This is a genomic window from Paraglaciecola sp. IT1134 (assembly GCF_058068185.1).
Genome location: NZ_CM176486.1, coordinates 4,632,644 through 4,658,987, shown reverse-complemented (window position 1 = coordinate 4,658,987; position 26,344 = coordinate 4,632,644). Strand labels below are relative to the sequence as shown.

Sequence of the window (26,344 nt, the reverse complement as noted above, 5' to 3'; positions counted from 1 at the left end):
TATGAAACAGGAAATTCAGCTTGTCGCGGAAATGGACGAGAAGAGTCGTGCATTAGCTCGTACAAATTTTAAAGTTGGGCTAGTGCTGCTGATAATTTGTGCTGTATTTTTTGTGCATACTTTATCCTTCCCAATGACAGGCTCGTACGGTGGTGTAGAAAATCAGTGGTATGTGTCACCCGCCTTATTTCCACTATCGGTGCTGAGTATATTGATCCTATTGAGCGGGATAATGATCATCAAGGTGTGGAAGGAGTGTGATTATTTCAATTCACTAACCGTGCAAAGTGCCAATGCAGCCAGCAAGGATAGTAAAACTCAAGATAAATGGTACGTCATCGCGCTGTTGTGTGTGTACATCTACGTCTACATTCCCTCGGCGGATTTCTACTTAGTAACCTGTTTGTTCCTGTTATCGCTCATGCTCAGGTTTTACCTGCAACTTACTGGAATGTGGCGTGGGGTGTTATATGTGCACATCCCGCTGGCTATTGTCCTGCTTAGTGTTCGCAGTATGCATAGCGAGGTTTTTAGTTGGTTTTTAGTTGATAGTATTGTTGATGAGCCGCTTATTTTGATCAACGATTTATGCTGTGCTGCGGCCTTAGGTCTACTGCTACTCGCCAGTGTGATTAATTTAAAGGCTGAGCCAGCCAAGCTGCTGAGGGTGTGGATATACAGCTTGTTGATCCCCCTGATACTAATCTGTGTTTTTAGTTTTTTACTCTACGTACCAATGCCAGTTGAATATGGCAGTGTTTCGAGTTTTCTGAATTATCTCGTTTACGATGTTTTAGGGATTTGATGGCTATGATTGACCAGTTTTTACAGTTCTTTAGTATTCTTTTTAACTTAGTCTCACAGCCCAGCAATCTACTTATACTATTTGCCTCTAGTTTTATCGGCATTTTGTTTGGTGCGATGCCCGGATTAACTGCCACCTTAGGTATCGCACTGTTGACTACGCTGACCTATAGCCTCAACACAGATACCGCGCTTATTTCGCTGTTGGGCATGTACGTGGGTGCGGTATACGGAGGCTCTTACCCGGCTATCCTGTTAAATATTCCCGGCACTCCCGCTGCTGCCGCTACAGCCTTAGACGGATACCCCATGGCTAAACGCGGCGAAGGCGCAAAAGCATTAGGGTTAACCACTACCGCATCCCTTATTGGTACACTTATCGGATTAGTTTTCTTAGTGGTTTTATCCCCCGCTATTGCTGCTGTCGCTCTGCAGTTTACCTCTTGGGAATTTTTCTTATTGGCTTTGTTTGGCATTATTATTAGTGGCTCTATTACCAGCCAAGACCTTGTAATAAAAGGCTGGATAGCGGGGTTCTTAGGATTATTTTTATCCACCATAGGACGTGATTCACTGCAATATTTTCCACGTTATACCTTCGAGCAAAGTCAGCTCGACAGTGGACTTGAAATTGTACCTGTGTTGATTGGTGTATTTGGTATACCTCAAGTGATCCGTGTCTTGAGTGATAGAGAGACCTTGGGCAAGCTCTCGAAATTATCCCGCGTGCTGCCAGAACTTGCTGCCATCAAACGTAATATTAAGCATATATTTCGCTCAGCCTGTGTCGGTGTTGGTATTGGTTCAGTGCCCGGCATTGGAGAAGATATTGCAGGGTGGGTGAGTTATAGCACGGCTAAAAAAACATCAAGTCCTGAAGAGCAAAAGAAATTTGGCCATGGGTCCGAAGCGGCCATCGTTTCATCCGAGACCGCTAATAACGCCTGTGTAGGTGGGGCATTAATCCCTCTGCTAACCTTGGGCATACCTGGTAGCCCGCCAGCAGCCATGTTATTGGGCGCTTTACTCTTGCATGGCATTACCCCTGGGCCAACCATTGAGATTGATCATCCCAATTTTCTATTAGAGGTAACGGCCATCCTTGTTCTGGCGTCTTTGGCGATGTGGGCCAATGGTATGTTGCTAGCAAAACAAGTGCTAAAGATATTGCAGGTGCCACCTCCCTTATTTATTCCTGTGGTGGGTGTGCTTTGTGTACTGGGTGCCTATTCCTTAGGTATCAACATTTTTAATCTTTACATCATGTTGCCGGTGGGAATTTGTGCCTACTTTTTAAGTGAAATGAAGTTTCCCTTAGCTCCTCTAGTGATCGGGTTGGTGCTGGGTGGCATGGCAGATGAGAGCCTGAGGCGCGCTTTGATGTTATCTGAGGGGTCCTTTTGGCCTTTATTTGAGCGACCCGTTGCCGTTATTTTACTGCTTATCATTGTGTCTTTTTGTGCAATTCAGATCCCTTTGATTCGACGTGGTGGCAATGCATTTATGAACCGCTTTTTTAGACGTACCGCTCGTCACTAGGCGATATACAAACTCAAGGTGTTGTAAAAGATGAATAACGTATTGCGAGTAGCCTGTTCAGGCACAGGGTATTTTAGTCAGTTTCACTATGAAGCATGGAATCGGCTCGATAATGTCAAACTTGTGGGTGTGTGCAACCGAGACCTAGAGAAAGCCAAGCATTTCGCTCAGACTTACCAAATTGAGCATTATTATCAGAACTTAGAAGTGATGCTGCGCGAACTTAAGCCAGACTTTTTGGATATTATTACCCCACCCGTAACCCATCTTGAGGCCGTGACTATAGCTGCCAAGCTGGGGATAGATGTATGTTGTCAAAAGCCATTTGGTGAAAACATCGAGCAGGCTAAGCAAATGGTAACAATAGCAAAAGACGCGGGGATTAAACTGGTTATTCACGAGAATTTTCGTTTTATGCCTTGGATCCGTAAAGCCAAAGAGGTGATCGATAGTGGGGTTTTAGGACAGATATTAAATGTGCAATTTAATCTCAGACCGGGCGATGGTCAGGGGAAAGATGCCTACTTAGCACGCCAGGCTTATTTTCAAGAGATGCCTAAGTTTTTGATCCACGAAACCGGCATACACATAGTGGATGTTTTCCGCTATTTTTTTGGTGAACCTCATTCTGTTTATGCTCAACTTCGTCGTTGTAACCCGGTTATCAAAGGGGAAGACGCGGGCACAGTCATCTTTCAATTTGCCCACAACTTGCAAGCTATTTTAGATGGAAATCGCTTGCTCGATCATAACAGTACCAATCCACGTCGTACCATGGGGGAATGCCAAGTTGCAGGAACACAGGGGACGTTAAACATAGATGGTGAAGGGCGAATATGGCTGCGAAAAATAAACGAGCAAATCAGCAACGAAATACCTTACGAGTGGCAAGACGCAAATTTTGGTGGGGACTGTGTTTACCAAACGATAAAACACATTGTGCAGCATTACCACCAGGGCAGTGCGCTGGAAAATCAAGGCTGTGAATATTTACGCAATATCTTGGTTGAACAAGCCATTTATCGATCACATGAACAACGCAGCTGCATTGATTTAGAGTTGCAGGCGAGTATTGAGGTAACACCATGAGCACAATGTCGATAAATGACGTGCAGTTTGTCGGTTCGGGGCTGGTGCGACCTGAATGTGTGTTAGCAACCAAAGCGGGCAATTTGTATGTCTCTGATTTTCGTGGCGGTGTCACCAAAATCTCAACTGCTGGAAATGTTCAATTTATGGGTGGTGAAAATGTGCAGGGGCTTGGGAAACTCAAACCCAATGGCATCTGCATGTTAGCAGACGGTAGTTTTTTGGTGGCTCACCTTGGAGATGATAGCGGCGGCATTTATCGTGTCTATCGTGATAACAAGATAGAACCTTTTTTAACCGAAGTTGAGGGGCAAGCCCTACCCCCTACCAATTTTATTTTACTTGATCATCAAGAGCGCCTTTGGATTACCGTGAGCACACGTCAGTCACCTAGAGCAAAAGGTTATAGGCGTGATGTGGCCGACGGTTTCATCGTGTTGGTGGATGGCCATGGGCCGCGAATTGTGGCTGATAACATTGGTTATACAAACGAAGTCTACGTCACGCCAGATGGTAAAACCCTTTATGCTAACGCGACGTTTGCGCGCCAAACGCTGGCCTTTGATATTGATGAAAATAATAATCTTGCTAATCGACGTATCGTTGCCCAGTACCAAAAGGGAATTTTCCCTGATGGGCTGACCATGGATGAAAGTGGCTCTCTGTGGATAACCAGTATTGTCAGTAATAGCATTCTAAGGGTCGATCCAAAAACTTCTCAAGTGGACCTTGTGATGCAAGATGTAGAAGAAAGTCATGTCAACTGGGTTGAAGACGCCTTCATACAGGGGTCAATGAACAGTAGCCATCTGAGTACCGCCCAAAGTAAGGTTTTTAAGAATATTAGCTCCTTAGCATTTGGTGGTTTGGATCGCCGCACTCTGTATCTTGGGTGTTTGTTGGGGGAGGCCGTCGCCGTTTTATACGGAACTGTGACAGGAGAGGCTCCAGCACATTGGAATTTTGACTCAGACACTGAGTACACTATAGCTAAAAAGCTTAGATAACCGGACCTCTGGTTAACTAAGCTTCATAATGAATTAATAACCAGAGACCTTTGTGACTTGGTTTCTCAGTGGCTGCTCAGTGGTATAACGTTGCAAGTTATCCAATGCTACATCCCGCCAAGTCTCAATCACCTGATCGTAAGTACCTCCTAGGTGAGGTGTGATCAATAAGTTGTCAAGAGTCCATAAAGGCGAGTCTTTGCTTAGTGGCTCTTGGGTACACACGTCTATGCCTGCCCCAAAAAGCACACCTGTTGCTAGCGCGTTTGCGAGTTCATCTTCATTAACTGCATTACCTCTTCCAATATTAAAAAAGAAAGCAGGTTTTTTCATACAGGCAAAAAAACGGCTGTCAAATAGGTGATTAGTTTGTGTCGTTCGAGGTAGGCACGAAACCACAATGTTGGCTTTTTTGGCTACCTGATTTAAATCAGCTAAGGGGTAAACTTCATCCACATTGGCGGTGGTTTTGCTTGGATCTCGTCTTATGCCAATAACATGGGCACCAAATGCTTTTAGGCGCGCCGCGATGGCTATCCCAACCGAGCCAAGCCCAACAATCAGTACCGTTTTACCTCGAATTTGGAATAAAGAGTCACACTCAGCCAAACTAATCTGCTGCCAAGAAGCCTGTTGTTGATTTCTCACGGCGGTTGGAATGCCGCGTAATACGCCCAACAACAAGGCCATTAGATGGTCTGCAACTACATCAAAATGGCCATCAGAACAATTGGTCAGTAAAAAAGGTTTATGCACTAATTCAGGATGGTTTTGTAGCCATTCTACACCGGTGCCAAATTGTTGAAACCAACGTAGCTTTGGTAAAGAGGTTAGTTCCTGACGGGGAAAGTCACCGAGGACCACGGCAATATCCTCAGCACATTGCAGCACTTGCTGCATATTGGTGGTGATCAAAACCTGATAGGAACCTGCATGTTGTATTAGTGTTTGGCGCGATTTAGCATCCATGAACATCTCATCTATCCACATGAGCACTATCATTATGCTTGGCCTTTTGCAGTCTGTAATGAGGTAGACCAACTATCGTTCAACTTATATAAATACAAGAGAGCTAAACAAATCAAGGCACCAATAGCCGGACTTGCGGCAAAGATAATGCGGATACCGTCTAGCGCTGATTCTGATTGCTGAATATTGGGTTGGTAGCCGTAACCTGCCAAAATCCAGCCCGTTAAGGCTCCGCCTATCGCGATGCCAAATTTCAAGCTCAGAAGGTGTCCTGAAAAGCTCATGGCCATGGGAGCATAACCACTTTTGTGTTCATAATAATCTACAGTGTCGGGTATCGCCGAAAACAACATAGGGATTAAAATCATATGAAAAAATTGTGTTAACAAGGTGATGGTTAGTGCGACATACATTAAGTCTTGGGGGACAAAATACAGCACAATATTTGTCACTGCGATACCCACACAAGCAAGTTTCATGAGTTTAACTTTGCACATTATGGTACTGGCCCAGTTTGCCATAAGGGCCCCAAAGATCCCCCCAATCATGCTCACCGTCACAAAGGTGGCAACTAAAGATTCAGTTTGTAAAAAATAGCTGACGTAATAGGGCATAACGCCACCACGCATAGCGACCGTAATCAATAATACAAAGGTGATAGCTGCCACAACCCACCATTGGTCATTGTGTAACACAGCCCCGATGTCCTTCTTAACGGGAACTTTCTCTGCAGAGGGAGTCATTCTTTCTTTGGTATAAACAAAGCAGGCAACAAAACATAAAATAGCGATGATAGACAACACCACCATAGCTAAAGAAAAGCCAAGTTGATCATCTCCATTGCCAAAAAAAGCGACGAGTGGCAGGGTTAAAACGGCGATAATAAGACCACCGGCTTTTGCCATGGCAAAGCGCCATGACTGCACTGACGCACGTTCTCTAATGTCACTGGTGAGTATGCCACCTAATGCGGAGTAAGGTATGTTGATAGCCGTGTAAGCCACCATCATTAGTGCGTAGGTTACATAAGCATATATCAGTTTGTTAGATTCACTGGTGTCAGGTGTGGTGAAGGCGATGACGGCCAATAAGCCATACGGTATTGCCATCCATAATAAATAAGGGCGATAACGACCCCAGCGGGATTTTGTTCTATCGGCTATGGCGCCCATTAAGGGATCTGTGATGGCATCAAAAGCCCGAACGACCAGCATTAACGTGCCTGCGGCGGCGGCCGTGATCCCAAAAACATCTGTGTAGAAGAACATCATGAAATTAATCACAACCTGAAATACTATGTTACTTCCGGTATCCCCCAAGCCGTAGGCAATTTTTTCTTTTGTTGTTAGTTTAACTGTGGATCCCATGTCACCTTTTCCTTTACGTGAATAATTATTATTGGCACGTTTTTGTGCCGCTAGTTTAGTTGGTTGGCGTGGCCAGTTATATTATTGAAAATGTATTCTCGGCCTATCCTTGTGACTCTGTCCTTAGGGAAAACAGGGCTCCAGCTACAGCTGGGCTATCAAGTATTCCACTTGCAGACACTCCGCTGGTTATAAATAAGCTGTCTAGCCCACTGCTAGTTCAGCAGTGGGCTCGACATAATGCTCGCAAACTAAGATTGCTTAACTGGCGAAGCGGTAAAACAACCGTTAATTCGACGGACTACTTTGTGCGGATTTTCGTCTGCTAATTCTGGGGGTAACACGTAAGCAGGCGTATCTTGGTAGGCAACAAATTTAGCAAATCGATGGATGGCGTCGATGCCGACACTGGTTGATGCCCCATTTGACGAAGCGGGATAGGGACCACCATGATGCTGTGAACCACAAACTTCAACGCCAGTAGGAAAGCCATTAAATATAATTCTGCCAGCTTTTTGCTCTAATATCGGCAGTAGCTCAGCAATAAACCCTTCGTCTTGCTCGGTGGCATGAATTGAAGTGGTAAGGTTTCCTTCTAGTACATTGGCCACTGCTAACATTTGCTGTTCACTGTCACATTCGACAAGCAAGGTTGCGGGGCCAAATATTTCGTTCTGCATAGCCTCATTATTTAAGAATGCGGTAGCGGATGTACTAAGTAATACACTTGCGGGCATTAGAGGCTCGTGCAAGGCATCATCTTTTTTATTAAGCCATTGAACATCATTGTAAGCGATGAAACGTTTTACCCCTGTAACAAAGGCCGTGCCGATGTTTTTATTCAGCATCGGAGTTTTGGCTTGACTATTAAGTCCTTGAGTTAAAGCCTCAACAAAGTCGGGGTGTTTTTCAATTACAATGATCCCCGGAGATGTGCAGAATTGGCCTGTGCCCATGCATACTGACGCGGCAAGTTTAGTCGCTAAGTTATTTGCGTCTTGTTGCAGCACCTTGTGGGTGAAAAACATTGGATTAGTGCTGCCCATTTCTGCAAACACGGGAATAGGTGTATCCCGTTTAGCTGCCGCGTTCATGATGGCACGGCCACCTTGCAAAGAGCCGGTAAAACCAACGCCTTGGATCAAAGGATCGGTGACTAATTGCACTGAGAGCGAAATTTCGTTGCCTTGCAACAAGGAGAATACACCTTTGGGCATGCCACATTTGGTGATGGCCTTGTCAATTGCACGGGCCAAAAGGGCGTTTGTTGTAGGATGAGTAGGGTGCCCCTTTAATACCACTGGGTTACCTGCCGCTAGCGCTGATATGGTATCACCACCCAATGCGCCAAATGCAAAAGGGAAATTAGATGCACCGAACACCGCAACAGGTCCTATGGGCTTTAACATCTTACGCAGGTCGGGTTTGGGTAGTGGTTGTCTTTGTGGCTCAGCCGTATCAATGCTAGCTTGAACCCAACTGCTGTCTTTTACGATTTTAGCAAATGCGTTAATTTGGTTGACGGTACGAGCTCGCTCACCGGTTAATCTTGGTAAACCTAAGCCACATTCTTCGTTGCACAAGGTAAGTAAATCATCGCCTAAAGCTTGGATTTCTTCAGCAATGGTGCTTAAAAATTCACTGCGTTTTATGGGGCTTATACGCGAGAATTGCAAAAATGCCTGCCATGCGGCTTGAGTTGCTGTACTTACTTCGCGTGTTTGACAGTTGTAAAATGGGCTCAAAAGCTCTGAAGTAGCAGGGTTTTGGGCACAAAAAGCTGGCCCAGTTGGGGAAACCCATTCACCGGCTATGTAAGACTGTTGATTGACTTGGGTCATAGTTCTACTCCTATATTAAGTTACGTTGTGCGAGGTTGTTCATTAAGGCACTGATACCAAATTCCCAAGGCGGAATTTCATTTGAAAAGTGCACCGTGTTGACTAAAGAGCCGAGTTTTTGTGCTGAAATGCTGACGATGTCGCCGGGCTTATGGGTGAAACCTTTGTCTTTTTCGTCTCTGTCTTGGGTAGGGGTAAACAAGGTGCCGGTGAACAAGGCCAGTCCATCGGGATATTGATGGCAATCAGAAATCGTTTGAGAAACTAAATCTTCAATGTCGCGACTGATTTTTGTCATGTCATTAGTCGCATCAAGTTGATAGTGATCTTGTGCTCCACTGACATTAAGTTTCACTTGAGTGGATTTAAGCTGGGTGAGGGTAAACGTGTTATCAAATAATCTAATGATGGGGCCAATCGCGCAGGAAGCATTGTTGTCTTTTGCTTTACCTAATAACAAAGCGCTACGACCTTCAATATCGCGCAGGTTAACGTCATTCCCTAAGGCGGCGCCGACTATTTTTCCTCGACTGTTTATCGCTAAAACGATTTCTGGTTCCGGATTATTCCAAGTTGATATGGGGTGAATGCCTATTTCTGCGCCAAAACCAACGGAAGAAAGAGGTTGTGCTTTAGTGAAAACCTCAGCATAAGGGCCAATGCCAACCTCAAGGTATTGTGACCACATATTTTCTTTTATCAGTACTTGTTTTAACTCTTCAGCGGCTACTGAGCCAGGTACTAAATTATCAACCGACGTACCTAGGGTATGGGTTATTTTATGGCGTATTGTTTGTGCTACATGTGGATCGCCTCCGGCTTTTTCTTCTATTACACGTTCAAGCATGGAGCCCACAAATGTCACGCCGCACGCCTTGATCGCTTGTAAATCAAACGGCGAGAGCAAATGTAAATATGCTTTATCTAGTGGTTTTTCCAAAGAGTTATTAAAGAGTGCTTCAACACTACCCATATAGGGCAAGGCTTTATCTTCTAAGTCTGCTTTAGTTATGCTTTTTTCTACTAATGCGGAACAGGTGGGGGCTAACTTTGACAAGTCATACACGCCCGATTGTGATAACCAAACAGGCGCTGGACCAGCAACGGCATTGTTTGACGATGTTGGTAGCCACGCCCTCGCAATCAATGTGCCTGCAAACCCGTCTTCAGGTAGATATTTTTCTATGTTCATTTACGAAACCTATTAAATAATGAACGTCACACTAATGGTTGTGACGAGGTAGTTTGTGTGAAATTTTCTGATACTTGGTTGCCAATTCGATAACCCCGCCTTGAGACAGATCGCTAACCGTGCTGCGATAGATTTCTTGCCAGGGCGTGTCAGATACAGGTGTCGAGAGCGTCTTATTTTGTTTACGCTGTGCCATCTCTTCCTTGCTTAAAGCCACATCACATTTTCCGTTAACCAAATCGATGCGCAGCATATCGCCGCTTTCGATGTAGGCGAGTCCTCCACCGGTGGAGCTTTCAGGAGAAACGTGCAAGATAGAGGGGCTGTCAGAGGTTCCGGATTGTCTGCCGTCCCCCAGTGTGGGTAAACTCGTGATCCCTTGCTCGATAAGGTAGTTTGGGGGTTGCATGTTGACCACCTCAGCAGAGCCAGGCCAGCCTACGGGGCCAGCACCGCGCAATACAAGTATGCAAGATGCGTCAATTTTTAAGGCCGGATCATTGATGTTTTTATGGTAATCCTCAGCATTTTCAAACACCACTGCCTTGGCGTTAAATACGCCCTCACTACCAGGTTGTGATAGAAAACGCTGTTTGAATTCTGCGGATATAACACTGGTTTTCATTATGGCGAAATCAAAGAAATTGCCCGAGAGTACCGCGAACCCAGCATTTGCTAACATGGGGGCGTTGAAGGGTTTGATAACCGCTCTATCGCTGGCTTGTTTACCTTGTATATTGTCTTTCAATAAGTGACCAGATACGGTCAGCACATCTCCGTCTAATTCACCGGCTTCGAGTAATTCCCATAATACGGCTGGCACACCGCCAGCCCGATGAAAGCGCTCGCCTAAAAATTCCCCTGCAGGTTGTACATTGACTAACAGTGGAATGGGTCTGGCTAGGTCATTCCAATCTTGGGCGTTTATTTCGACGCCCGCATGTTTTGCCATCGCCATAAGGTGGGGCTGCGCATTCGTAGAACCACCGATAGCGGCAATAAGTTTCATTGCGTTGATAAAAGCGGCTCGCGTGAGAATACGTGAAGGGACTAAGTCTTCGTAGACCATTTTTACGATACGCTCACCAGTACGATAGGCTATTTGTCCTCGCTCTCGATAAGGAGCAGGAATAGCAGCACAACCGGTCAGAGACATACCCAGTGTCTCTGCTACCGAATTCATGGTTAAGGCGGTGCCCATCGTATTGCAGTGGCCCGCTGACGGGGCTGAACTCATGGCTAAATTAAGAAATTCTTCTTCATCTATCTCACCAGCGGCGAGTCGTTTTCGTGAGCGCCAAATCACAGTGCCAGAACCGACCAACTCATTATTGTGCCAACCATCTAACATGGGACCACCAGATAAAACGATGGCTGGAATATCCACAGTAGACGCCGCCATAAGGCTTGAAGGTGTGGTTTTGTCACAGCCGGTGGTAAACACCACGCCGTCAATGGGATAGCCGTACAATATTTCGACCAAGCCCAGATAGGCCAGGTTTCTGTCTAAAGCGGCGGTAGGGCGGCGGCAGTTTTCAAAAATAGGATGGCTTGGAAATTCGATGGGTATGCCTCCTGCGGCTCGAATACCGTCTTTTACCCGGGCAGCAAGCTCTATATGAATGCGATTACAAGGAGCAAGATCACTGCCTGATTGGGCAATACCTATAATAGGCTTACCTGAGCGTAGCTCTTCTGGCGTAATGCCATAATTCATAAAGCGCTCTAGATATAAAGCGGTGAGGTCAATGTGTTCTTTGTTGTCGAACCAATCTTGAGAGCGAAAGCGCGTTTTTTTATGTGCGGTCATGGTCTATATCTTTTGTTAAATTGTCACTAGTAGTGAGGGGAAGGTATTCAAAGTGATGGAAGTCAGCATGAATACCTCTGTTGCTTAAATCACTGCAATGCAAACAAATAAATGCCCCGGTGAAAAAGCCTTTACCTTTGACATAATCATCGGACAATTTCCACGCCTCGAAAGTCAAATCGATAGGACACCAGTTGTCTTGGTCTAAGGCATAGCTAAAGGACAATGTTTGCGCTCTAACGCTTACTTTAAGTGCTACCGAGACTTGCGATGCGGGCAGTGCTATGGGGCAGTCGTATAGAAAATATTTGGCTTCGTTGTTATCAAGTTGGATTATTTTTAGGCTGCGCGAACCAAGAGCACTATCAAAATCGATGAAACAATAAATCCAATTTTGGGTATTGTAATAACAAACAAGACCGGCATTTTGCTGTGGATTGACAGGTTTGAATGACACTGTGGTTAAGGCGTCAAACTGAAAATGTTTCCATCTGTGGCCAACGGTCGCTTGGGTAAATAGTGATATAAGAGGCTCACGACCAAACAATCTTAGGCACTTATTGTCTGAGCATATCTCGCCTAATTCATTACTAAATGGCACGCGTAGTGTTTGCCATTCTGCATCTAACTTTCCAGTGTCAAATCGGTCAATAAAGCTTTCATCAGGAGCATTCTTTGCCCTTGCAAACTCAGGGGCGGGTATCGCTGATTTTGCGTGTTGGCCACCGACCACATAGGGCCAGTTATCGCGCCATTCAATTTGATCAATGGCGGTTTCGCGGCCTAATGGACAATAGCCCTTTGTTTGTTCTGGCGCGGATTGAGTATTGGTATTTAACGGACGGCCGACTAAAAACACCATGTACCATTGGTTATTATGGGTTTGCAACATTGCCCCGTGCCCGGCTTTTTGCAATGCATGTGCGGGCATGTGAGCACTGGTTAAAATCGTCTCGTCGGGATGCAACTCAAAAGGTCCTGTTAGTTCACGACTTCGCAGTACTGTGACCGCATGATCGTAAGCTGTGCCGCCCTCAGCAACGAATAAATAGTAGTAACCATCGAGCTGATAAATATGCGGTGCTTCTGTTAGTTTTCGCTCAGTACCGGTGAAGATAATGCTGCTTTGTTCAGACAGGCTCTGCCTATCATGAAAATACTCTTGCAATATAATGTGGTTGTGCGGATTGCTATGATGACGAGGACCCCATTCTCGATAGGTAATATATTTTTTGTCCGATGCATCATGAAATAACGAGGGGTCAAATCCTGCAAATGGTAGCTGAATCGGCTCGCTCCATGGCCCTTCTATGTTTGGCGCGGTTACCAAAAAGTTATCACCGCATTTCCATGGGCTTTCTACACTTTTTACGTTTGAATAAACTAACCAAAAAAGACCATCATGGTGAGTTAGGCAAGGTGCCCAAACTCCGCCAGAATTGGGGATCCCCCGCATATCTAGTTGGCTTACCCGATCGAGTGGATGTGCAACCAATTGCCAATCTTGCAAGTTCTTGCTGTGATAAATGCGCACCCCAGGAAACCATTCGAATGTGGAAGTGGCTATGTAGTAGTCGTCACCTTGGCGGCAGATGACGGGGTCGGGATTGAAGCCTTTAATAATTGGATTGCTAATCATTTGCACCAGACTAGTCTCTCTATATGTTTGGTATTGTTCAGCCAATAGGTGATGGAGAAACAAAAGTTTTACATCATTAATATGCTAACCACACTAAAATGTTCCCGGTAACATTTCAAGGCGTCATGTCACTATGGGTAACTAACGTAAAGATTAAATGCCTTTACATAATGCATTTATTATCTGGCTCTGTTCCCCTATCAAACATCGCAGCTCAGATGGATTGGCTGTGTGGCATTTCATCTTGAAGAGAATTATTGCCTGTGGGTTTAAACAACTTGATTAGGGGCAGATAATGTTTTGTTAGGCTCGATAAACCTGACTTTTTGGTAGTTGCTACGAAGAGCTCATAAACGGATCTTCGTTTATGAGCTCCTACGTAATCACTTGGTGTTATTTAAATATGTTGTCAGCGAGTATGCGTTCAACTGAATCTAGTTCAGGAGAACCGCCTTGCATACCCGAGCCTGATGCTATCCACAGGTAGCCGTTCATCTTTATGACACCACTACCATGTCTACCTTTTAGCAAAGATGGTGCAGATGACCACTTACCTTGCAATATATCGTAGCGATGAACTTCTTCATGGGCTTTATTTGGGTTGGCGCTTTCACCACCTACCGCGATAAAGTTATTTTGCTCAGCGTAGATTGAAAGACCAGCCCTAGGTATAGGCATGTTTTGTGGCAGGGTAGTCCATGTTTGGCTCGAGACATCGAATACGTCTACTTTTTCCTCGACCAATTCAAATACTTTGTTTTGTGCACCTAAGGTACGTCGTCCACCAACCACATAGATTTTATGGTCTATCCATACCCCTTGAGCGTGATCGCGAGCCCGAGGCGCATTGGGTAAAATAGTCCATTTTTGGGTGCGCAAATCCAAGCTATCAACCCAGTTTACGTTACCGTCGAGGTGACCATTTGTAATTCCACCAATCAAATAAAGTATATCTTGGTTTACAATGGCTATAGTGCCGCCTCTGAGTCTCTCTTGGGGAATAGCGGCTCCTTGTTGCCATGTATTTTTTTCAGGCGAGAAAAAATAGATATGCTCTACTGGCTCTTCACTAGGGTATTGGCCCGTTAGGGCTCCCGCAATAACAATTTTATTTTGCCACACGCTAGGTTGAAAGTGATGAAGTTCAATAGGTGAGGGTGATAAGTTGCGCCAACTAAGCGTATTAGGATCGAGCTCGTCAACTGGCTTGATACCCCGCCCGCCGATTAAATATCCCTTGTTATTGACGCTTACAAATCCAGCTTCATGGCGCACTGAAAATGCGCCATTAGTTTCTACCTTGCTCCACGTTTCTTGTGACGCAAAAGCCATAACACTGCAGGTATACAGCAAACCTGCAATGAGTCGTAATTGCCTGAAAGAAGTCAACATGGTTACGGCTTTGTGTTGAATTTTGTAAAAAACTGATCAACCGTATCGACCTCTGTGATGCCTAAGAGCCAGGTTACTTCTACCAAGTCTGAAAAGTCAGCCCCGCCGTAAAAAATGCTATCGTTCTGATAACGCCCGTTCACGCCATTATATTGGCTACTAATGGCGTTAGCTGTTTTCCATACCTGTGACGAAGGTAGATTGTCCGCTTCAAGTTTTTTTACTGAGTAAGAAGTGTTATTGAAGCCCGGCGTGCCATTTTCTGCAGCATTTCCATCAGGCACTTTTATGTAAGTGGTATGTGCTTTAACAAATGCTAGTGCGTCTTTACTAGTCTCATTCTCGTTCCAAGTACTGTGTTGAACGACAATAAACTGCTCTTTTGTCAGCGGTTTATCCAGTTCAGCTAAGCTGTTAAGTAATTCTTGAGTAAAATCACTTTGGCCTGCTTCTGCAACCCATACCCGTCCACCTGAAGCAATCACTTGCTTAACTTTTTGAGTCGTGTCGTTAAGTGCCTTTTTACGTTGCAAATGGGCATCGGTCCAATTGTCTTTGAATACTAAATCAAATAGCGAATTTGCTGGAACATATAAACCTCCCTGAACACCGTAGGTGCCACTAACTGCAAAATAGTTGAGGTTTTTAAAAGCTTCCGCTTTCAAAATAAGATCCAGCGCAGCAATAGTATGAACATCATCTACGTCAGTTTTGAGGTCGAAATTTAACAATAATAAGTCTTTAGTTTTATCGAACTGGGGGACATCGTTAGTAGCATGGCTAAATAGTGAGAATAAAACAGACACAGTAAAGAAGGTAAGTATGTAAAGCTTTTTCATTTTTAAAATTCCTGGAGGAAACGGGTTAGATTTGTTGGCTGTTAAGTCATCACATACATGACTTAACAGCCAACATGGTTTTAAAAGCCTGACTCACCCTTTACTTTATATTGAGTCACTCCAATAACTAAGTTGAGCGGGTCGTCTTAATTAAGTGCTATTAATGTATACATTAATAAGTTACCAGTAACATAATTATTGAGCAATAGTTTATTTTATAAGAGACTTTTCCTGACAGTGATTATTTAATAGATTATTGTGCGTGGATAATGCTACCGATATAAAAATATTAGTGAATGTGATCGATGAGTAAAAACAAAGCGAAAAGAACGACATTACAAGACATTGCTGATGTGGTTGGCATGACGAAGATGACCGTAAGCCGTTATATGAAGAACCCGAATTTGGTTAAAATATCTTCGCGTATTGAAATTGAGTCAGCGATAAGCAAATTAGGCTACATTCCCAATCGAGCCCCAAATATCTTATCGAAGGGGAAAAGCCATGCGATTGGTGTGCTTTTTCCATCAATATCTAATCATGTTTTTGATGAAGTATTGCGTGGTATTGAGTCGGTTACTGAGCCCGCGGGTTATCAAATTATGATTGCTCATTACAGCTATTCAAAAGAACTTGAAGAAAAACGAATAGGCTCCTTACTTGGATATCATGTGGACGGCCTGATCTTGTCTGAGAGTGTACATACTGCAAATACTTTACGGATGATCAGTTCATCTGGTGTTCCGGTGACAGAAATAATGGATACCTGCACTCCCCCGATCCAGCAGGCTGTCGGGTTCAATAATATGCAAGCGTCACGAAAAATGACGGAAAAGCTTATTCAAAAAGGATACAAGAATATCGCCTATATTGGCGCGAAAGGGGATGTACGGGATATATTGAGGCAAAGAGGTTATGAGGCAGCAATTACCGAACACGGACTTAAGTCCTTGGTCTTTCGTTCTCCTGATGTGTCCTCGATTCGCTTGGGATCTGAAATTTTGGATAGTATTCTTGGCGTACATCCCAAAGTGGATGCCGCCATTTGTACCAACGACGATGTAGCTATGGGGGTGTTATTAAGCTGTAAGAAAAAGGGTATTCTCGTCCCTGATGAGCTTGCGGTGTCTGGAATGCACGGGCACGAAATGGGGCAGCTTTATTCTCCCAAGCTTGCAAGTGTCATTACGCCGAGATTTAATATTGGTCAAGTCGCTGCAGAGCAACTGTTGTCTCGTATTGATGGTGTGCAAGTTATCGATGAGTGCATCGATCTTGGGTTCGAAATTAACGATGGCGAGAGTATTTAAATATGTCTATATAGCATTTCGGCTCTATAGATTATCGAACCTATACTTTTCGATAATACTGAGTAGATTATGCTTACCTTTCTGACGGTGTAAGCTATGTATTTCCCCTGCTCTTTTCGCATCACCAGCTCTAATAGCTTCAACTACAGCTATATGATCAGCTGTTGAATCTGTGGGCTTATTACGCAGTTCAAGTGTAAAGTAACGAACTCTATGGGCTTGCCCCCAGAACTGAAGAACCACCTGCTTCAAGCGAACGTTTCCGCATAACTCTAATAGACCCAGGTGAAACTCTTCATCAGCTTCGGCCCAATCTTTTAAATTGTCTTGTTGTAATGCTTTTTCCATCCGCAATGTAGGTAGTTCAAGCTGCTTAAGCTCTTTTTCTGTAATCGTCTTATTTGCCACCTTTTCAGCTAATATCTTAGCGGCTTGGGCTTCTAATGCCGTCATGATGTCATAAATTTCGTTCATGTCGGCACCTGATATAGGCTTAATAAATATGCCTCGTCTAGGCCTTATCTCTATCAAACCTTCTTTTTCAAGTTGCACACACGCTTCACGAATGGGTGTGCGGCTGATGTTGAGTTTTTCTACCAATACTTTCTCTAGTATTTGATCGCCAGCTCTGAACTCATTTTCCAAAATTAAAGCACGGATGGTCTGATAGGCCTTTTCAGAAAGGGATATTGCACTGGTTTTCATTGGTTTATTCATACATGTCTTCTTTTACTAGATGCAGATGATCATTTTATATAGATAAGTGTTTTTTCGTGAAATGCTAAGGGGATCAGACTTGCTTCATATTTTCGCCATTCGTTTTTGTCAATGATCACGAAATAAAGTGCCAGTGAGTTTCATGTTCTAACCCGCCTCATTCTTATTAAAACCTCAAGATAACCTGTATTACAAGGGTTTTGCATACTCCCATTATATTGAGCATGTGCATTATTAAGCTTTTCCCTGGCCCCAAGGTAAGGGGGCATATAGTACGGACTTATTTTAAAAGATGGGTAATTTTTTATTGCATGTAACCAAAACGTTAATTTTAGCGTTGACATGTTAATCCTTGAATATTAATGTATACATTGGTGGTTGATAATGTATACGTAGAGTGTGCAGGCTCTTTCGTCTAGCGATACACATCATCCAATTAACAGGAAGAAGATCAAAAGGCTTAAAATATGAACACGCATAATAAGTTTAAAAAGACACTACTGACAAAGAGCATATCGCTGCTGCTAAGCTCATCAGTCATCATGCCGACCATTGCACAAGAGTCTCCAGCCAATGACGGAACTGAAGTCATTGCAGTTACTGGGATTCGCGGTAGTTTGTTTAACTCTATGAATCTTAAAAGAGATTCAGAAGGGGTAGTTGACGCTATTTCGTCGGAAGATATTGGTAAATTCCCCTCTACGAATTTAGCTGAATCATTACAACGTATTCCTGGTGTATCTATCGACCGAGTAAACGGAGAAGGTTCACAGATCACCGTACGTGGTTTTGGCGCCGACTTTAATCAGGTGACACTTAATGGTCGTACCATGCCCACTGCGAATGTGCCAATTGTTGGGGCAGGTAGTAGTGGCAGTGCTTCGGGAGCTTCAGGTCGAGCGTTTGATTTTTCAAATTTATCCTCTGATGGGGTGCAGATACTAGAAGTATTTAAAACCGGTCGTGCCGATATTTCTTCTGGTGGTATTGGAGCAACCGTTAATGTTGTGACACGACGTCCTTTGGGAACTTCGGGTATGCAAGGCTCAATAAGCGCCAAAGCAATACATGATACATCGGTGGATAGAGGAAGCAGTATTACTCCTGAAATCGGTGGCTCTTTTAGTTGGGCAAATGAAGACAATACGTTTGGTATTGGGTTTTTTGGTGGTATATCAAATCGAGATAGTGCAGCAGCAGGAGCTACATCGTCATCGTGGAATGTTATCCCATATTCTGAGTTTCTAGGGCTAACTACCGAAGATACCATTATTACTAATGCACCTACTTCTTTAGACCAATACGTGACTTTACCAAGAGATAGCCGCTACCAGTTTTCGGAATTTGAACGCGAGCGCAGTAATGGTCAGTTAGTATTGCAGTTTGCCCCGAGCGAGAACTTGTCTATGACAGCAGATTACACTTTTGCTGTGAATAAAGGTGTGGAAGAAAAAGTAGAATTTTATAATTGGTTCAATCGTCCTTTCACTGAGGTGGTATTTGACGATAGTCCGGTTCCAAGTACTATCTTCATAAAAGAAAAAGCCATCAATAAAGGCGGTGGTATGCCTCAGGTTATGCGTGCCACAAAAGATGAGTTGAATTCCCTTGGCTTTAACGCGCAATACTATGTAAACGACACGCTTACGTTGACATTCGACGGCCATACTTCGAAGGCTGAAGTGACGCCTGATGCACCAATGGGCTATACCGAAATCAATGTCGGCTTAGATCACAAATACGGCAACTCTTCGACCGACTCGGTATTTCAATCCGTCGATTATAGTGGCGCAATTCCTGTGCGTACTGTCGAGACACTATCAGGAGAGACAGTTATTCGTCCTGAAATAGTAGCAAGTCAAGTTGCTAATGGTATGCGTAAGGTCACACAAATTAATGAAATCGATCAATTCGATTTTCGTGCTGATTGGGTGTTAGACGATGGAGCAAACCTAACGGTCGGGGCTAATTATCGCACTCAGAAAAACGTTGCTGATAGAACTGACTATCAACAAATTTTAGGAAACTGGGGTTCTGAAAATCCTGGAGACGTAGAAGATTTAGCTCCAGGTTCGCTTGAAACTTTTTGCATATCTTGTAAATTTAATGATCACACAATAGGTGGTGGAACTACTTCTGTTGGTGGAGCGACAAACAACCAAGTTTACGCTGTGCGTGGCAATGCCGCGGATATCTTTGCTGCGCTATCGCCAGCTTATGAAGCGGGTTACGCCGGTGCGTCTTCTCGGCCTCTACGCGTGACAGGCAGTGCTTATGATGTCATCGAAGAAGATGTAACATCCATTTTTGTTCAGCTTACAAATGAATTTCAAATTGGTGGCTTAGACGCATATTTGAATGTAGGACTTAGGTACGAACAAACCGATGTTACTGCAACAACTGAATCATCTCCAACATCTGCCATTATTTGGCAAGGCGATAATGACTTTGCTAAGTCTGCGGCTGCATCGAGTTCTGGATTTTCTTCAGATTCATCATACAGTAATTTGTTACCAAACATTGATCTTGCGATTAACCTAACTGATGAAATTAAAGTACGAGCGTCATACAGTAAAACACTTGCAAGAGCGACATATAACAATTTATACGCTAGCGACAATGCAAATTCCCCTTCAGGTCCAACAGCATTAGGAAACGTGGTAACGGGCAGTAAAGGTAACCCAGGGTTAAAACCGTTAGAATCAGATAACTATGATGTGTCTGTAGAATGGTACTTCGATGAAACTAGTTATGTTTCAGCGGGCTTGTTTTCTAAGCGTGTAAGTAATTTTGTTGGTCGTGAAACGGTTAATGGTAACTTGTTTGGTTTACGCGATGCTTCGTCTGGCGCACCAGGTACTCGTTCAGGTATGGCACTAGAAATACTCGACAACTTAGGGGTATTAGCAAACGAAATTAATCTATTCGCCGCAACTGTATACGTTGACCAATCAGCAAATATGGCCGAAGCAATGGCTTTGTTTACGGCCAATCAAGATGTTGATGGGAATATAGAGGATGCTGAATATGATCGTCTCGAAGGTAGCTTTGAGATAGTACCAAACAGTGATGATCCGTTATTCAACTTTGCTTTGAATCAACCTATCAACAATAATTCAGCTAAAATTAACGGGCTAGAACTTCAAGCTCAGCACTTTTTTGGTGAATCAGGATTTGGCGTTGTGGGCAGTTATACCGTGGTCAACGGTGATGTTGGATACGATGTGTCTGGCGCGCCTAATGTATCACAATTTGCATTACAGGGCTTAAGTGATACCGCAAACGTCACTTTAATTTACGAAAAAGATGGTTGGTCAAGCCGCTTAGCTTATAACTGGCGAGATGAGTTTCTGGCGTCAGCGAATGACGGCAGTGGATTTAACAATCCTATTTTTGTTGAAGAGTATGGTCAGATAGATTTCAACCTTAGTTACTCGTTTAGTGAAAATTTGGCACTCTCTTTTGATGCAATAAATTTAAATGAAGAAGACTCTCGTTCGTTTTCACGTTCGAAAACAGATTTGCACTTTCTACGAGAAAATGCAGCACGTTACTACTTAGGCGTGCGATATAAGTTTTTATAAAACGCAAATTAAACCGCCAGTGATGGCGGTTTAATTTTTTATTCAAACGGCGCGCCTCATGCTTTTCGGTGCGATAAATTAAAGGCGTAATAACCATGAATAGGTGTTAGATGTCGAATTATAAAGCATTAGATTGTGTGACTCACCAAAACCTCAAAGTGCGTAATCAATACGGTGAAGAATTTGGCGACAATATCAATCAGGCACTCGTTTTTCCTACTGAATTTGAAAGCTTGCAAAGAGAATATCCGATTTTTTTTCGCCATAGCGCAACAACAGGTTACTACGCTATCTGTATTTTGGGATTTGACCAGAGTGAAAATCTTTTTTTAGATAATACTCGCTGGGCTGCACGTTACATTCCCGCCATGTCAATGCGGGGGCCATTCGCGTTGCAGTTAATAAATAATATGAGCGAGCAGCATACTATGGCAGACCCCATTGTTATGGTCGACATTGATGACGCTCGTATCAGTAATGAAATAGGAAAACCTTTATTCAAGACCCATGGAGGTTACAGCCCCTATTTTGAACAGATAATGCAAGCGATGCAAAGGATCCATGTCGGCAGCCACAGTACTGGTGATTTTTTTGCGATTTTAACCAAGTTTGAGCTGATAGAGCCAGTCGAAATAGCGGTGAATTTAGGGCAAATGGGTACCTGCAACATGGCGAACTTATTCACGATAAGTCGTGAGCGTTTAGCTGCACTAGGCGCTGATGAATTGCATGAATTAAATGGGATGGGCTTACTGGAACATTGTTTTGCAGTGGCATCGTCCGCGGGCAACATAGCGAACCTAGTTAATATGAAAATGCACTCATCTCATTCGCCCAATTTATAGGAAAGATGATGAGCTACGTTAATACAATTGAAGCGTGTCAGTTTAATGAAATAAACTTTAACGCTCTAACGGAATTAGGTCAGCCATGTTTAATAAAAGGAGCAATTGCGGACTCTCCTTTAGTTCGTAAAGGCCGCCAATCCTTATGCTCGGCGAAAGAGTACTTACAGACTTTTTATACTCAAAAGCCTATGTTGGTTTATCAATGCGAAGCTGCAGCAAAAGGCCGATTTTCCTACAACGCGCAATTTGATGGAATGAATTTCACAACGCGCTATGTCCAATTGAGCGACTTTTTTAACGATATAGCACAGAATCAGATGAGCCATGGCGACATTTCTTTTTATATTGGTTCGGCTAGGCTGGACAACTATTTTCCAGGAATACTAGAGGCCAATCTACCTATCCATCATACCAACCTTTCCGGGCATTCAGCCCAAGCTGGAATTTGGCTTGGTAATAAAACGACTGCCGTTACTCACTTCGATACTTCGAATAATATTGCTGCCTGTATGCTCGGTCGCCGCAGGTTCACCTTGTTCCCGCCTGAGCAAAGTGGCAATTTATATCCAGGGCCATTAGAGCCAACGCCTGGGGGCCAAGTATTAAGTATGGTGGATATCTCAGCCCCCGATTTTGCTCGCTATCCAAAGGCGCGTGAGGCTCTCAAACACGCGGTAGTAGTCGATCTAGAGCCAGGCGATATATTGGTATACCCAGCGCTATGGTGGCATCAAGTTGAAGCATTAGATGACTTTAACGTGATGCTTAACTACTGGTGGAATAGCACCCCCGCTTACATTGATGACCCCATGGCTACGTTATTCCATGCCATGTTGAGCTTGCGCGGTCGACCGCAAAGTGAAAAAGACGCATGGCAGGCGCTATTTCAATATTATGTTTTTGAAGACAAACAGCAGGCACGCCAACACTTACCTGAGCATACGTGGGGAGCCTTACGTGATTTAGATGAATTAAGTGCTCGGGTACTGCGCAATAAAGTGTTGAAAAAGATTAATCGGTAATGCTTTAAGCACGCATATTTTGGTTAGCTCATAGGAACTTTCAGATGCAAAAGGTACAAAAGGTGGTCATCGCAGGTGGTGGTACAGCTGGATGGATAGCAGCGGCTACGTTATCGAGTCAATTAGGTAGCTTGATTGACATTACACTCGTTGAGTCTGCAGATATAGGAACTGTCGGGGTGGGAGAGGCAACGATACCTACGCATACAGCTTTCCATCGTCTTATTGGCGTTGACGAGCAAGTATTTATGCGACAAACCCAGGCGACGTTTAAATTGGGTATTGAATTTAGCAATTGGGGAAATATTGGGGAGCGCTATTTTCATTCATTTGGTCAAATTGGACGCTCTACGTGGATGGGGGATTTTCAACATCTTTGGCAACACGCCAATACATTAGGTTGGGGGGGCGAATTGCAGGATTACTGTTTTGAACTTCAAGCTGCCAAAGCAGGAAAATTCGCTAACGACAGTAAAACTAACGTCAATTATGCATACCATTTAGATGCTGGCTTATACGCCTCTTTTTTGCGTGATTTTAGTCAGCAACGAGGTGTTAAGCGAATCGAGGGGACGATTGAGCGCATAGAAATGGATAGCAAAAGTGGGCATATTAGCCATCTTTTATTAAGTAATGGCACAAATGTTTCGGGTGATTTGTTTATAGATTGTACAGGATTCAAAGGGTTACTTATTAATGGTGCTTTAGGAGTAGGCTTTGAAGACTGGTCACATTGGTTACCTATGGATAGTGCTTGGGCGGTGCAAACAGAAGGGATGCAGCATATTCCGCCTTACACCAAATCGATTGCTCATGACGCCAGTTGGCAATGGCGTATCCCGTTACAAAATAGAGTAGGCAACGGATTGGTTTTTTGCAGTGACTATACCTCTGAGCAGGAAGCGCTTCAGATACTCACTGACAACATTGAGGGCGATATGGTCTCCCAGCCACGTTTGCTGAAGTTCAAAACAGGAAAACGTAAAAAAGCATGGTTTAAGAACTGTGTGGCTATGGGCCTTGCTAGTGGATTTCTTGAACCACTTGAGTCGACCAGTATTCATCTTAGTCAGATTGCAGCAACGAGACTAGTACAGATGTTTCCGTTTAATGGCATAGATGAAACGCTACAAAAACATTACAACACTTACGTTGATGGCGAGGTAAATAGCATTAGAGATTTTATTATTTTGCATTACACCTTGAACCGACGAGCGGAGCCTTTTTGGCGCCATGTTGCCACTATGGCTATTCCCGACACGCTCAAACACAGGATGAAGCTATATACAAAAACGTCAATAGCATTTCAAAATGATGGAGACCTCTTTCGAGTGGATTCTTGGAATCAAGTGATGTTGGGTCAAGGTATTAAAGTTGAGGGCTATCATCAAATGGGTCGCTTAGTTGCAAATGATAATTTATACAAAGCGTTTAACGAATTACGAAAGCACATCAAAACCGCGGTCGATGAAATGCCGCTGCATGGCGACTTTCTGCGTCAGTATGACGTGCTTAGCAATCAATAACTGCAGGTTGTCACTGTATGTTAAATGGCAAAATATTTTTAGCTTATCCGTTAGCTGTCGATCACAATGAGCACGAGGTAGTTCCTACCCAGGTGTGACAGTTATACGTATTCATGAGTTGAATGAAATTGTATTGCGGCGAAACATCACGACTGTTCGATGCTTGATATTGCGAGTTTTTGTACGAGCAAGCAGAGTTGTTTCGAATTATTGAGGGGATTTATAGATAATATATTTATGTGCTTTCAATCGCTGATTATTAAATACACCCACAACGATGGCTAGAAATTCTAACGGCCACAAAAGCTAAATTTCGACCATTATCATTAAAAATCATAATAGCAGTACTATTGAAATAAACTGAATTGAAAATAACGTTCGTTACAATTCAGGTTATAAACACAAAATTTACTTATAAGGTGATGTTATGAACAAACATAAGATATCCCATATAGCGCTTATCGCTATATTTACCGTTGCGCTATTTAGTTGTTCAGAAAACGTAACTAAACAAACCACTCAGCAGCCAAGTACTAAGATTACTTTAAAAGATGCTTATGCAGATAAATTCTTGGTGGGTGCGACCTTAGGCGCGTCAATGTTTACCAAACCAAATCACCCATCTTTAGCGTTAGCAAAACGCCATTTCAGCGCAATTACTCTTGATAACGATATGAAATGGGAACGGATTAATCCTTTACCGGGGAAATACGAATTTGATATCGCCGATCAATTTGCGCAACTTGGCGTTGATGAAAATATCACTACGGTCGGCCACGTCTTATTTTGGCACAGCCAAACACCTGACTGGGTTTTTAAAGATACACAAGGTAACTTATTGACCAGAGATGGCTTACTTGAGCGTATGCGAGAACGGGCAAAAATGTTTGCTAGCCGTTATGGTGACAGAGTTAAAATTTGGGATGTAGTTAACGAAGCGATAGAAGATGATGGCTCATTACGTCAATCATTATATAACCAAATTATTGGTGATGACTTTATCGAACAAGCTTTTATTATTGCTGATCAAGAAATGCCAAAAGACGCAACCTTGATCTATAACGATTATGGTATGGACAGAAAAGGCCGCCGAGATACTGTCATCGCTATGGTTAATGATTTCTTACAAAAAGGTGTACGTATTGACGGCATTGGCTTGCAAGGTCACTGGGGAATGGTTAACCCAAGCGCAGAAAAAATTGATGAAACATTAACCGCTTATGCGGCAACTGGCTTGCCGTTACATATTACCGAGCTTGACGTTGATTTTTTAGGCAGAGATGGCATGTTGGGTGCTAATGTTGATATCAATAAGCTAACTGCAACACCGGAAAACAACCCATACCCTGATGGTAACTTTTCACCAGCCGCCGAAGATAAATTAGCGGCGCGTTATCAAGAAATTTTTCAAACGTTTATTAAGCATCAAAAAAGCATTGATCGCGTTACTTTTTGGGGCGTTACCGATGGTGATTCTTGGTTAAATGGCTGGCCTGTAGAAGGAAGAACCAATTTCCCATTATTATTTAATCGCGACGGCCAACCCAAAAAAGCACATGATGTAGTATTGGCTTTAGCATTAGAATAACCATCGAGACATCTTCATAAATGGCGGGGGATTGTGCAACCCCACTATTTATTGTGTGTATAAGTCATCATAGGTAATGAATATTAGGTTAATTAATAAAGTTAACCTTGGTTTCATTTCTTATGGCTTGTGCTATCAGCCAGTTGTCGCAGCGGAAGTCGTCGTTCAGCAATAACGACACAACAAATAACTCTGCAATATCCGAAGTCATAATGTGCACTGACCCTGAAGTTACATTAGTCATAACATTGCCGAGCATCA

20 protein-coding genes are annotated in these 26,344 nt (G+C 43.5%); 10 read left to right on the top strand and 10 right to left on the bottom strand.

The window, feature by feature from the left end; genetic code table 11:
• Position 1: 1 nt before the first annotated feature.
• From AC3RV5_RS20225 to AC3RV5_RS20210, 4 genes are read left to right on the top strand one after another with little or no spacing between them, the layout of a single operon-like run.
• Positions 2 to 805: a tripartite tricarboxylate transporter TctB family protein gene (locus AC3RV5_RS20225; RefSeq protein WP_489729371.1), complete on the top strand. Its 804-nt coding sequence runs from the start codon at positions 2 to 4 to the stop codon at positions 803 to 805.
• 5 nt (positions 806 to 810) lie between these two features.
• Entirely contained in the window at positions 811 to 2,343 is a 1,533-nt protein-coding gene (locus AC3RV5_RS20220; RefSeq protein WP_489729370.1) for a tripartite tricarboxylate transporter permease, read from the top strand.
• Between the two features lie 30 nt (positions 2,344 to 2,373).
• The gene (locus AC3RV5_RS20215; RefSeq protein WP_489729369.1) at positions 2,374 to 3,432 is read left to right on the top strand and encodes a Gfo/Idh/MocA family protein; all 1,059 of its coding nucleotides are present in this window, start codon (positions 2,374 to 2,376) and stop codon (positions 3,430 to 3,432) included.
• A complete protein-coding gene (locus AC3RV5_RS20210; RefSeq protein WP_489729368.1) occupies positions 3,429 to 4,439 on the top strand; it encodes an SMP-30/gluconolactonase/LRE family protein in 1,011 nt (336 codons plus the stop codon). The genes AC3RV5_RS20215 and AC3RV5_RS20210 overlap by 4 nt, the downstream gene beginning before the upstream one ends.
• 33 nt (positions 4,440 to 4,472) lie before the next feature.
• Here AC3RV5_RS20210 and AC3RV5_RS20205 read toward each other — a convergent pair whose 3' ends face one another.
• From AC3RV5_RS20205 to AC3RV5_RS20170, 8 genes are all read right to left on the bottom strand, one after another.
• Positions 4,473 to 5,441 (bottom strand): D-2-hydroxyacid dehydrogenase, encoded by a 969-nt coding sequence (locus AC3RV5_RS20205; RefSeq protein ID WP_489729367.1) that lies wholly within the window; start codon positions 5,439 to 5,441, stop codon positions 4,473 to 4,475.
• Positions 5,441 to 6,775: a glycoside-pentoside-hexuronide (GPH):cation symporter gene (locus AC3RV5_RS20200; RefSeq protein ID WP_489729366.1), complete on the bottom strand. Its 1,335-nt coding sequence runs from the start codon at positions 6,773 to 6,775 to the stop codon at positions 5,441 to 5,443. Before AC3RV5_RS20200 ends, AC3RV5_RS20205 begins: the two co-directional genes overlap by 1 nt.
• 251 nt (positions 6,776 to 7,026) lie before the next feature.
• The gene (locus AC3RV5_RS20195; RefSeq protein WP_489729365.1) at positions 7,027 to 8,616 is read right to left on the bottom strand and encodes an aldehyde dehydrogenase (NADP(+)); all 1,590 of its coding nucleotides are present in this window, start codon (positions 8,614 to 8,616) and stop codon (positions 7,027 to 7,029) included.
• Between the two features lie 10 nt (positions 8,617 to 8,626).
• The gene (locus AC3RV5_RS20190; protein ID WP_489729364.1) at positions 8,627 to 9,808 is read right to left on the bottom strand and encodes a fumarylacetoacetate hydrolase family protein; all 1,182 of its coding nucleotides are present in this window, start codon (positions 9,806 to 9,808) and stop codon (positions 8,627 to 8,629) included.
• A 31-nt stretch (positions 9,809 to 9,839) separates the two neighbouring features.
• On the bottom strand, positions 9,840 to 11,618 hold the full coding sequence (locus tag AC3RV5_RS20185) for an IlvD/Edd family dehydratase (RefSeq protein WP_489729363.1): 1,779 nt from the start codon (positions 11,616 to 11,618) through the stop codon (positions 9,840 to 9,842).
• Positions 11,605 to 13,257, bottom strand: coding sequence for a glycoside hydrolase family 43 protein (locus AC3RV5_RS20180; RefSeq protein ID WP_489729362.1), 1,653 nt, complete (start codon positions 13,255 to 13,257; stop codon positions 11,605 to 11,607). Before AC3RV5_RS20180 ends, AC3RV5_RS20185 begins: the two co-directional genes overlap by 14 nt.
• Positions 13,258 to 13,650: 393 nt before the next feature.
• Positions 13,651 to 14,649 carry a Kelch repeat-containing protein gene (locus tag AC3RV5_RS20175; RefSeq protein ID WP_489729361.1) on the bottom strand — a complete coding sequence of 333 codons (999 nt, stop codon included), beginning with the start codon at positions 14,647 to 14,649 and terminating at the stop codon, positions 13,651 to 13,653.
• A gap of 2 nt (positions 14,650 to 14,651) precedes the next feature.
• Complete coding sequence (locus AC3RV5_RS20170) at positions 14,652 to 15,488, bottom strand: hypothetical protein (RefSeq protein ID WP_489729360.1); 837 nt, start codon at positions 15,486 to 15,488, stop codon at positions 14,652 to 14,654.
• Between the two features lie 305 nt (positions 15,489 to 15,793).
• Here AC3RV5_RS20170 and AC3RV5_RS20165 point away from each other — a divergent pair, with 305 nt between their 5' ends.
• Positions 15,794 to 16,798: a substrate-binding domain-containing protein gene (locus AC3RV5_RS20165; RefSeq protein WP_489729359.1), complete on the top strand. Its 1,005-nt coding sequence runs from the start codon at positions 15,794 to 15,796 to the stop codon at positions 16,796 to 16,798.
• Between the two features lie 24 nt (positions 16,799 to 16,822).
• On the opposite strand, the gene AC3RV5_RS20160 is transcribed toward AC3RV5_RS20165, so the two are convergent.
• Positions 16,823 to 17,515 (bottom strand): GntR family transcriptional regulator, encoded by a 693-nt coding sequence (locus AC3RV5_RS20160; RefSeq protein WP_489729358.1) that lies wholly within the window; start codon positions 17,513 to 17,515, stop codon positions 16,823 to 16,825.
• A 467-nt stretch (positions 17,516 to 17,982) separates the two neighbouring features.
• On the opposite strand from AC3RV5_RS20160, the gene AC3RV5_RS20155 reads away from it, so the two are divergent.
• The 5 genes from AC3RV5_RS20155 (at position 17,983) to AC3RV5_RS20135 (ending at position 26,083) form a co-directional block, all read left to right on the top strand.
• A complete protein-coding gene (locus AC3RV5_RS20155; RefSeq protein WP_489729357.1) occupies positions 17,983 to 21,099 on the top strand; it encodes a TonB-dependent receptor in 3,117 nt (1,038 codons plus the stop codon).
• 110 nt (positions 21,100 to 21,209) lie between these two features.
• Positions 21,210 to 21,944, top strand: a complete 735-nt coding sequence (locus AC3RV5_RS20150; RefSeq protein WP_489729356.1) for a SapC family protein — start codon at positions 21,210 to 21,212, stop codon at positions 21,942 to 21,944.
• A gap of 8 nt (positions 21,945 to 21,952) precedes the next feature.
• A complete protein-coding gene (locus AC3RV5_RS20145) occupies positions 21,953 to 22,969 on the top strand; it encodes a cupin-like domain-containing protein (RefSeq protein WP_489729355.1) in 1,017 nt (338 codons plus the stop codon).
• Positions 22,970 to 23,013: 44 nt separating this feature from the next.
• Complete coding sequence (locus tag AC3RV5_RS20140; protein ID WP_489729354.1) at positions 23,014 to 24,495, top strand: tryptophan halogenase family protein; 1,482 nt, start codon at positions 23,014 to 23,016, stop codon at positions 24,493 to 24,495.
• Positions 24,496 to 24,922: 427 nt separating this feature from the next.
• Positions 24,923 to 26,083, top strand: a complete 1,161-nt coding sequence (locus AC3RV5_RS20135; RefSeq protein ID WP_489729353.1) for an endo-1,4-beta-xylanase — start codon at positions 24,923 to 24,925, stop codon at positions 26,081 to 26,083.
• Positions 26,084 to 26,171: 88 nt separating this feature from the next.
• On the opposite strand, the gene AC3RV5_RS20130 is transcribed toward AC3RV5_RS20135, so the two are convergent.
• Positions 26,172 to 26,327 carry a hypothetical protein gene (locus AC3RV5_RS20130; RefSeq protein ID WP_489729352.1) on the bottom strand — a complete coding sequence of 52 codons (156 nt, stop codon included), beginning with the start codon at positions 26,325 to 26,327 and terminating at the stop codon, positions 26,172 to 26,174.
• Positions 26,328 to 26,344 lie beyond the last annotated feature (17 nt).

Excerpts from the sequence above, each read along its gene's own strand:
- AC3RV5_RS20225 (WP_489729371.1), top strand. The coding sequence starts at position 2 with ATGAAACAGGAAATTCAGCTTGTCGCGGAAATGGACGAGAAGAGTCGT.
- AC3RV5_RS20220 (WP_489729370.1), top strand. The coding sequence starts at position 811 with ATGATTGACCAGTTTTTACAGTTCTTTAGTATTCTTTTTAACTTAGTC.
- AC3RV5_RS20215 (WP_489729369.1), top strand. The coding sequence starts at position 2,374 with ATGAATAACGTATTGCGAGTAGCCTGTTCAGGCACAGGGTATTTTAGT.
- AC3RV5_RS20210 (WP_489729368.1), top strand. The coding sequence starts at position 3,429 with ATGAGCACAATGTCGATAAATGACGTGCAGTTTGTCGGTTCGGGGCTG.
- AC3RV5_RS20205 (WP_489729367.1), bottom strand. The coding sequence starts at position 5,441 with ATGATAGTGCTCATGTGGATAGATGAGATGTTCATGGATGCTAAATCG.
- AC3RV5_RS20200 (WP_489729366.1), bottom strand. The coding sequence starts at position 6,775 with ATGGGATCCACAGTTAAACTAACAACAAAAGAAAAAATTGCCTACGGC.
- AC3RV5_RS20195 (WP_489729365.1), bottom strand. The coding sequence starts at position 8,616 with ATGACCCAAGTCAATCAACAGTCTTACATAGCCGGTGAATGGGTTTCC.
- AC3RV5_RS20190 (WP_489729364.1), bottom strand. The coding sequence starts at position 9,808 with ATGAACATAGAAAAATATCTACCTGAAGACGGGTTTGCAGGCACATTG.
- AC3RV5_RS20185 (WP_489729363.1), bottom strand. The coding sequence starts at position 11,618 with ATGACCGCACATAAAAAAACGCGCTTTCGCTCTCAAGATTGGTTCGAC.
- AC3RV5_RS20180 (WP_489729362.1), bottom strand. The coding sequence starts at position 13,257 with ATGATTAGCAATCCAATTATTAAAGGCTTCAATCCCGACCCCGTCATC.
- AC3RV5_RS20175 (WP_489729361.1), bottom strand. The coding sequence starts at position 14,649 with ATGTTGACTTCTTTCAGGCAATTACGACTCATTGCAGGTTTGCTGTAT.
- AC3RV5_RS20170 (WP_489729360.1), bottom strand. The coding sequence starts at position 15,488 with ATGAAAAAGCTTTACATACTTACCTTCTTTACTGTGTCTGTTTTATTC.
- AC3RV5_RS20165 (WP_489729359.1), top strand. The coding sequence starts at position 15,794 with ATGAGTAAAAACAAAGCGAAAAGAACGACATTACAAGACATTGCTGAT.
- AC3RV5_RS20160 (WP_489729358.1), bottom strand. The coding sequence starts at position 17,515 with ATGAATAAACCAATGAAAACCAGTGCAATATCCCTTTCTGAAAAGGCC.
- AC3RV5_RS20155 (WP_489729357.1), top strand. The coding sequence starts at position 17,983 with ATGAACACGCATAATAAGTTTAAAAAGACACTACTGACAAAGAGCATA.
- AC3RV5_RS20150 (WP_489729356.1), top strand. The coding sequence starts at position 21,210 with ATGTCGAATTATAAAGCATTAGATTGTGTGACTCACCAAAACCTCAAA.
- AC3RV5_RS20145 (WP_489729355.1), top strand. The coding sequence starts at position 21,953 with ATGAGCTACGTTAATACAATTGAAGCGTGTCAGTTTAATGAAATAAAC.
- AC3RV5_RS20140 (WP_489729354.1), top strand. The coding sequence starts at position 23,014 with ATGCAAAAGGTACAAAAGGTGGTCATCGCAGGTGGTGGTACAGCTGGA.
- AC3RV5_RS20135 (WP_489729353.1), top strand. The coding sequence starts at position 24,923 with ATGAACAAACATAAGATATCCCATATAGCGCTTATCGCTATATTTACC.
- AC3RV5_RS20130 (WP_489729352.1), bottom strand. The coding sequence starts at position 26,327 with ATGACTAATGTAACTTCAGGGTCAGTGCACATTATGACTTCGGATATT.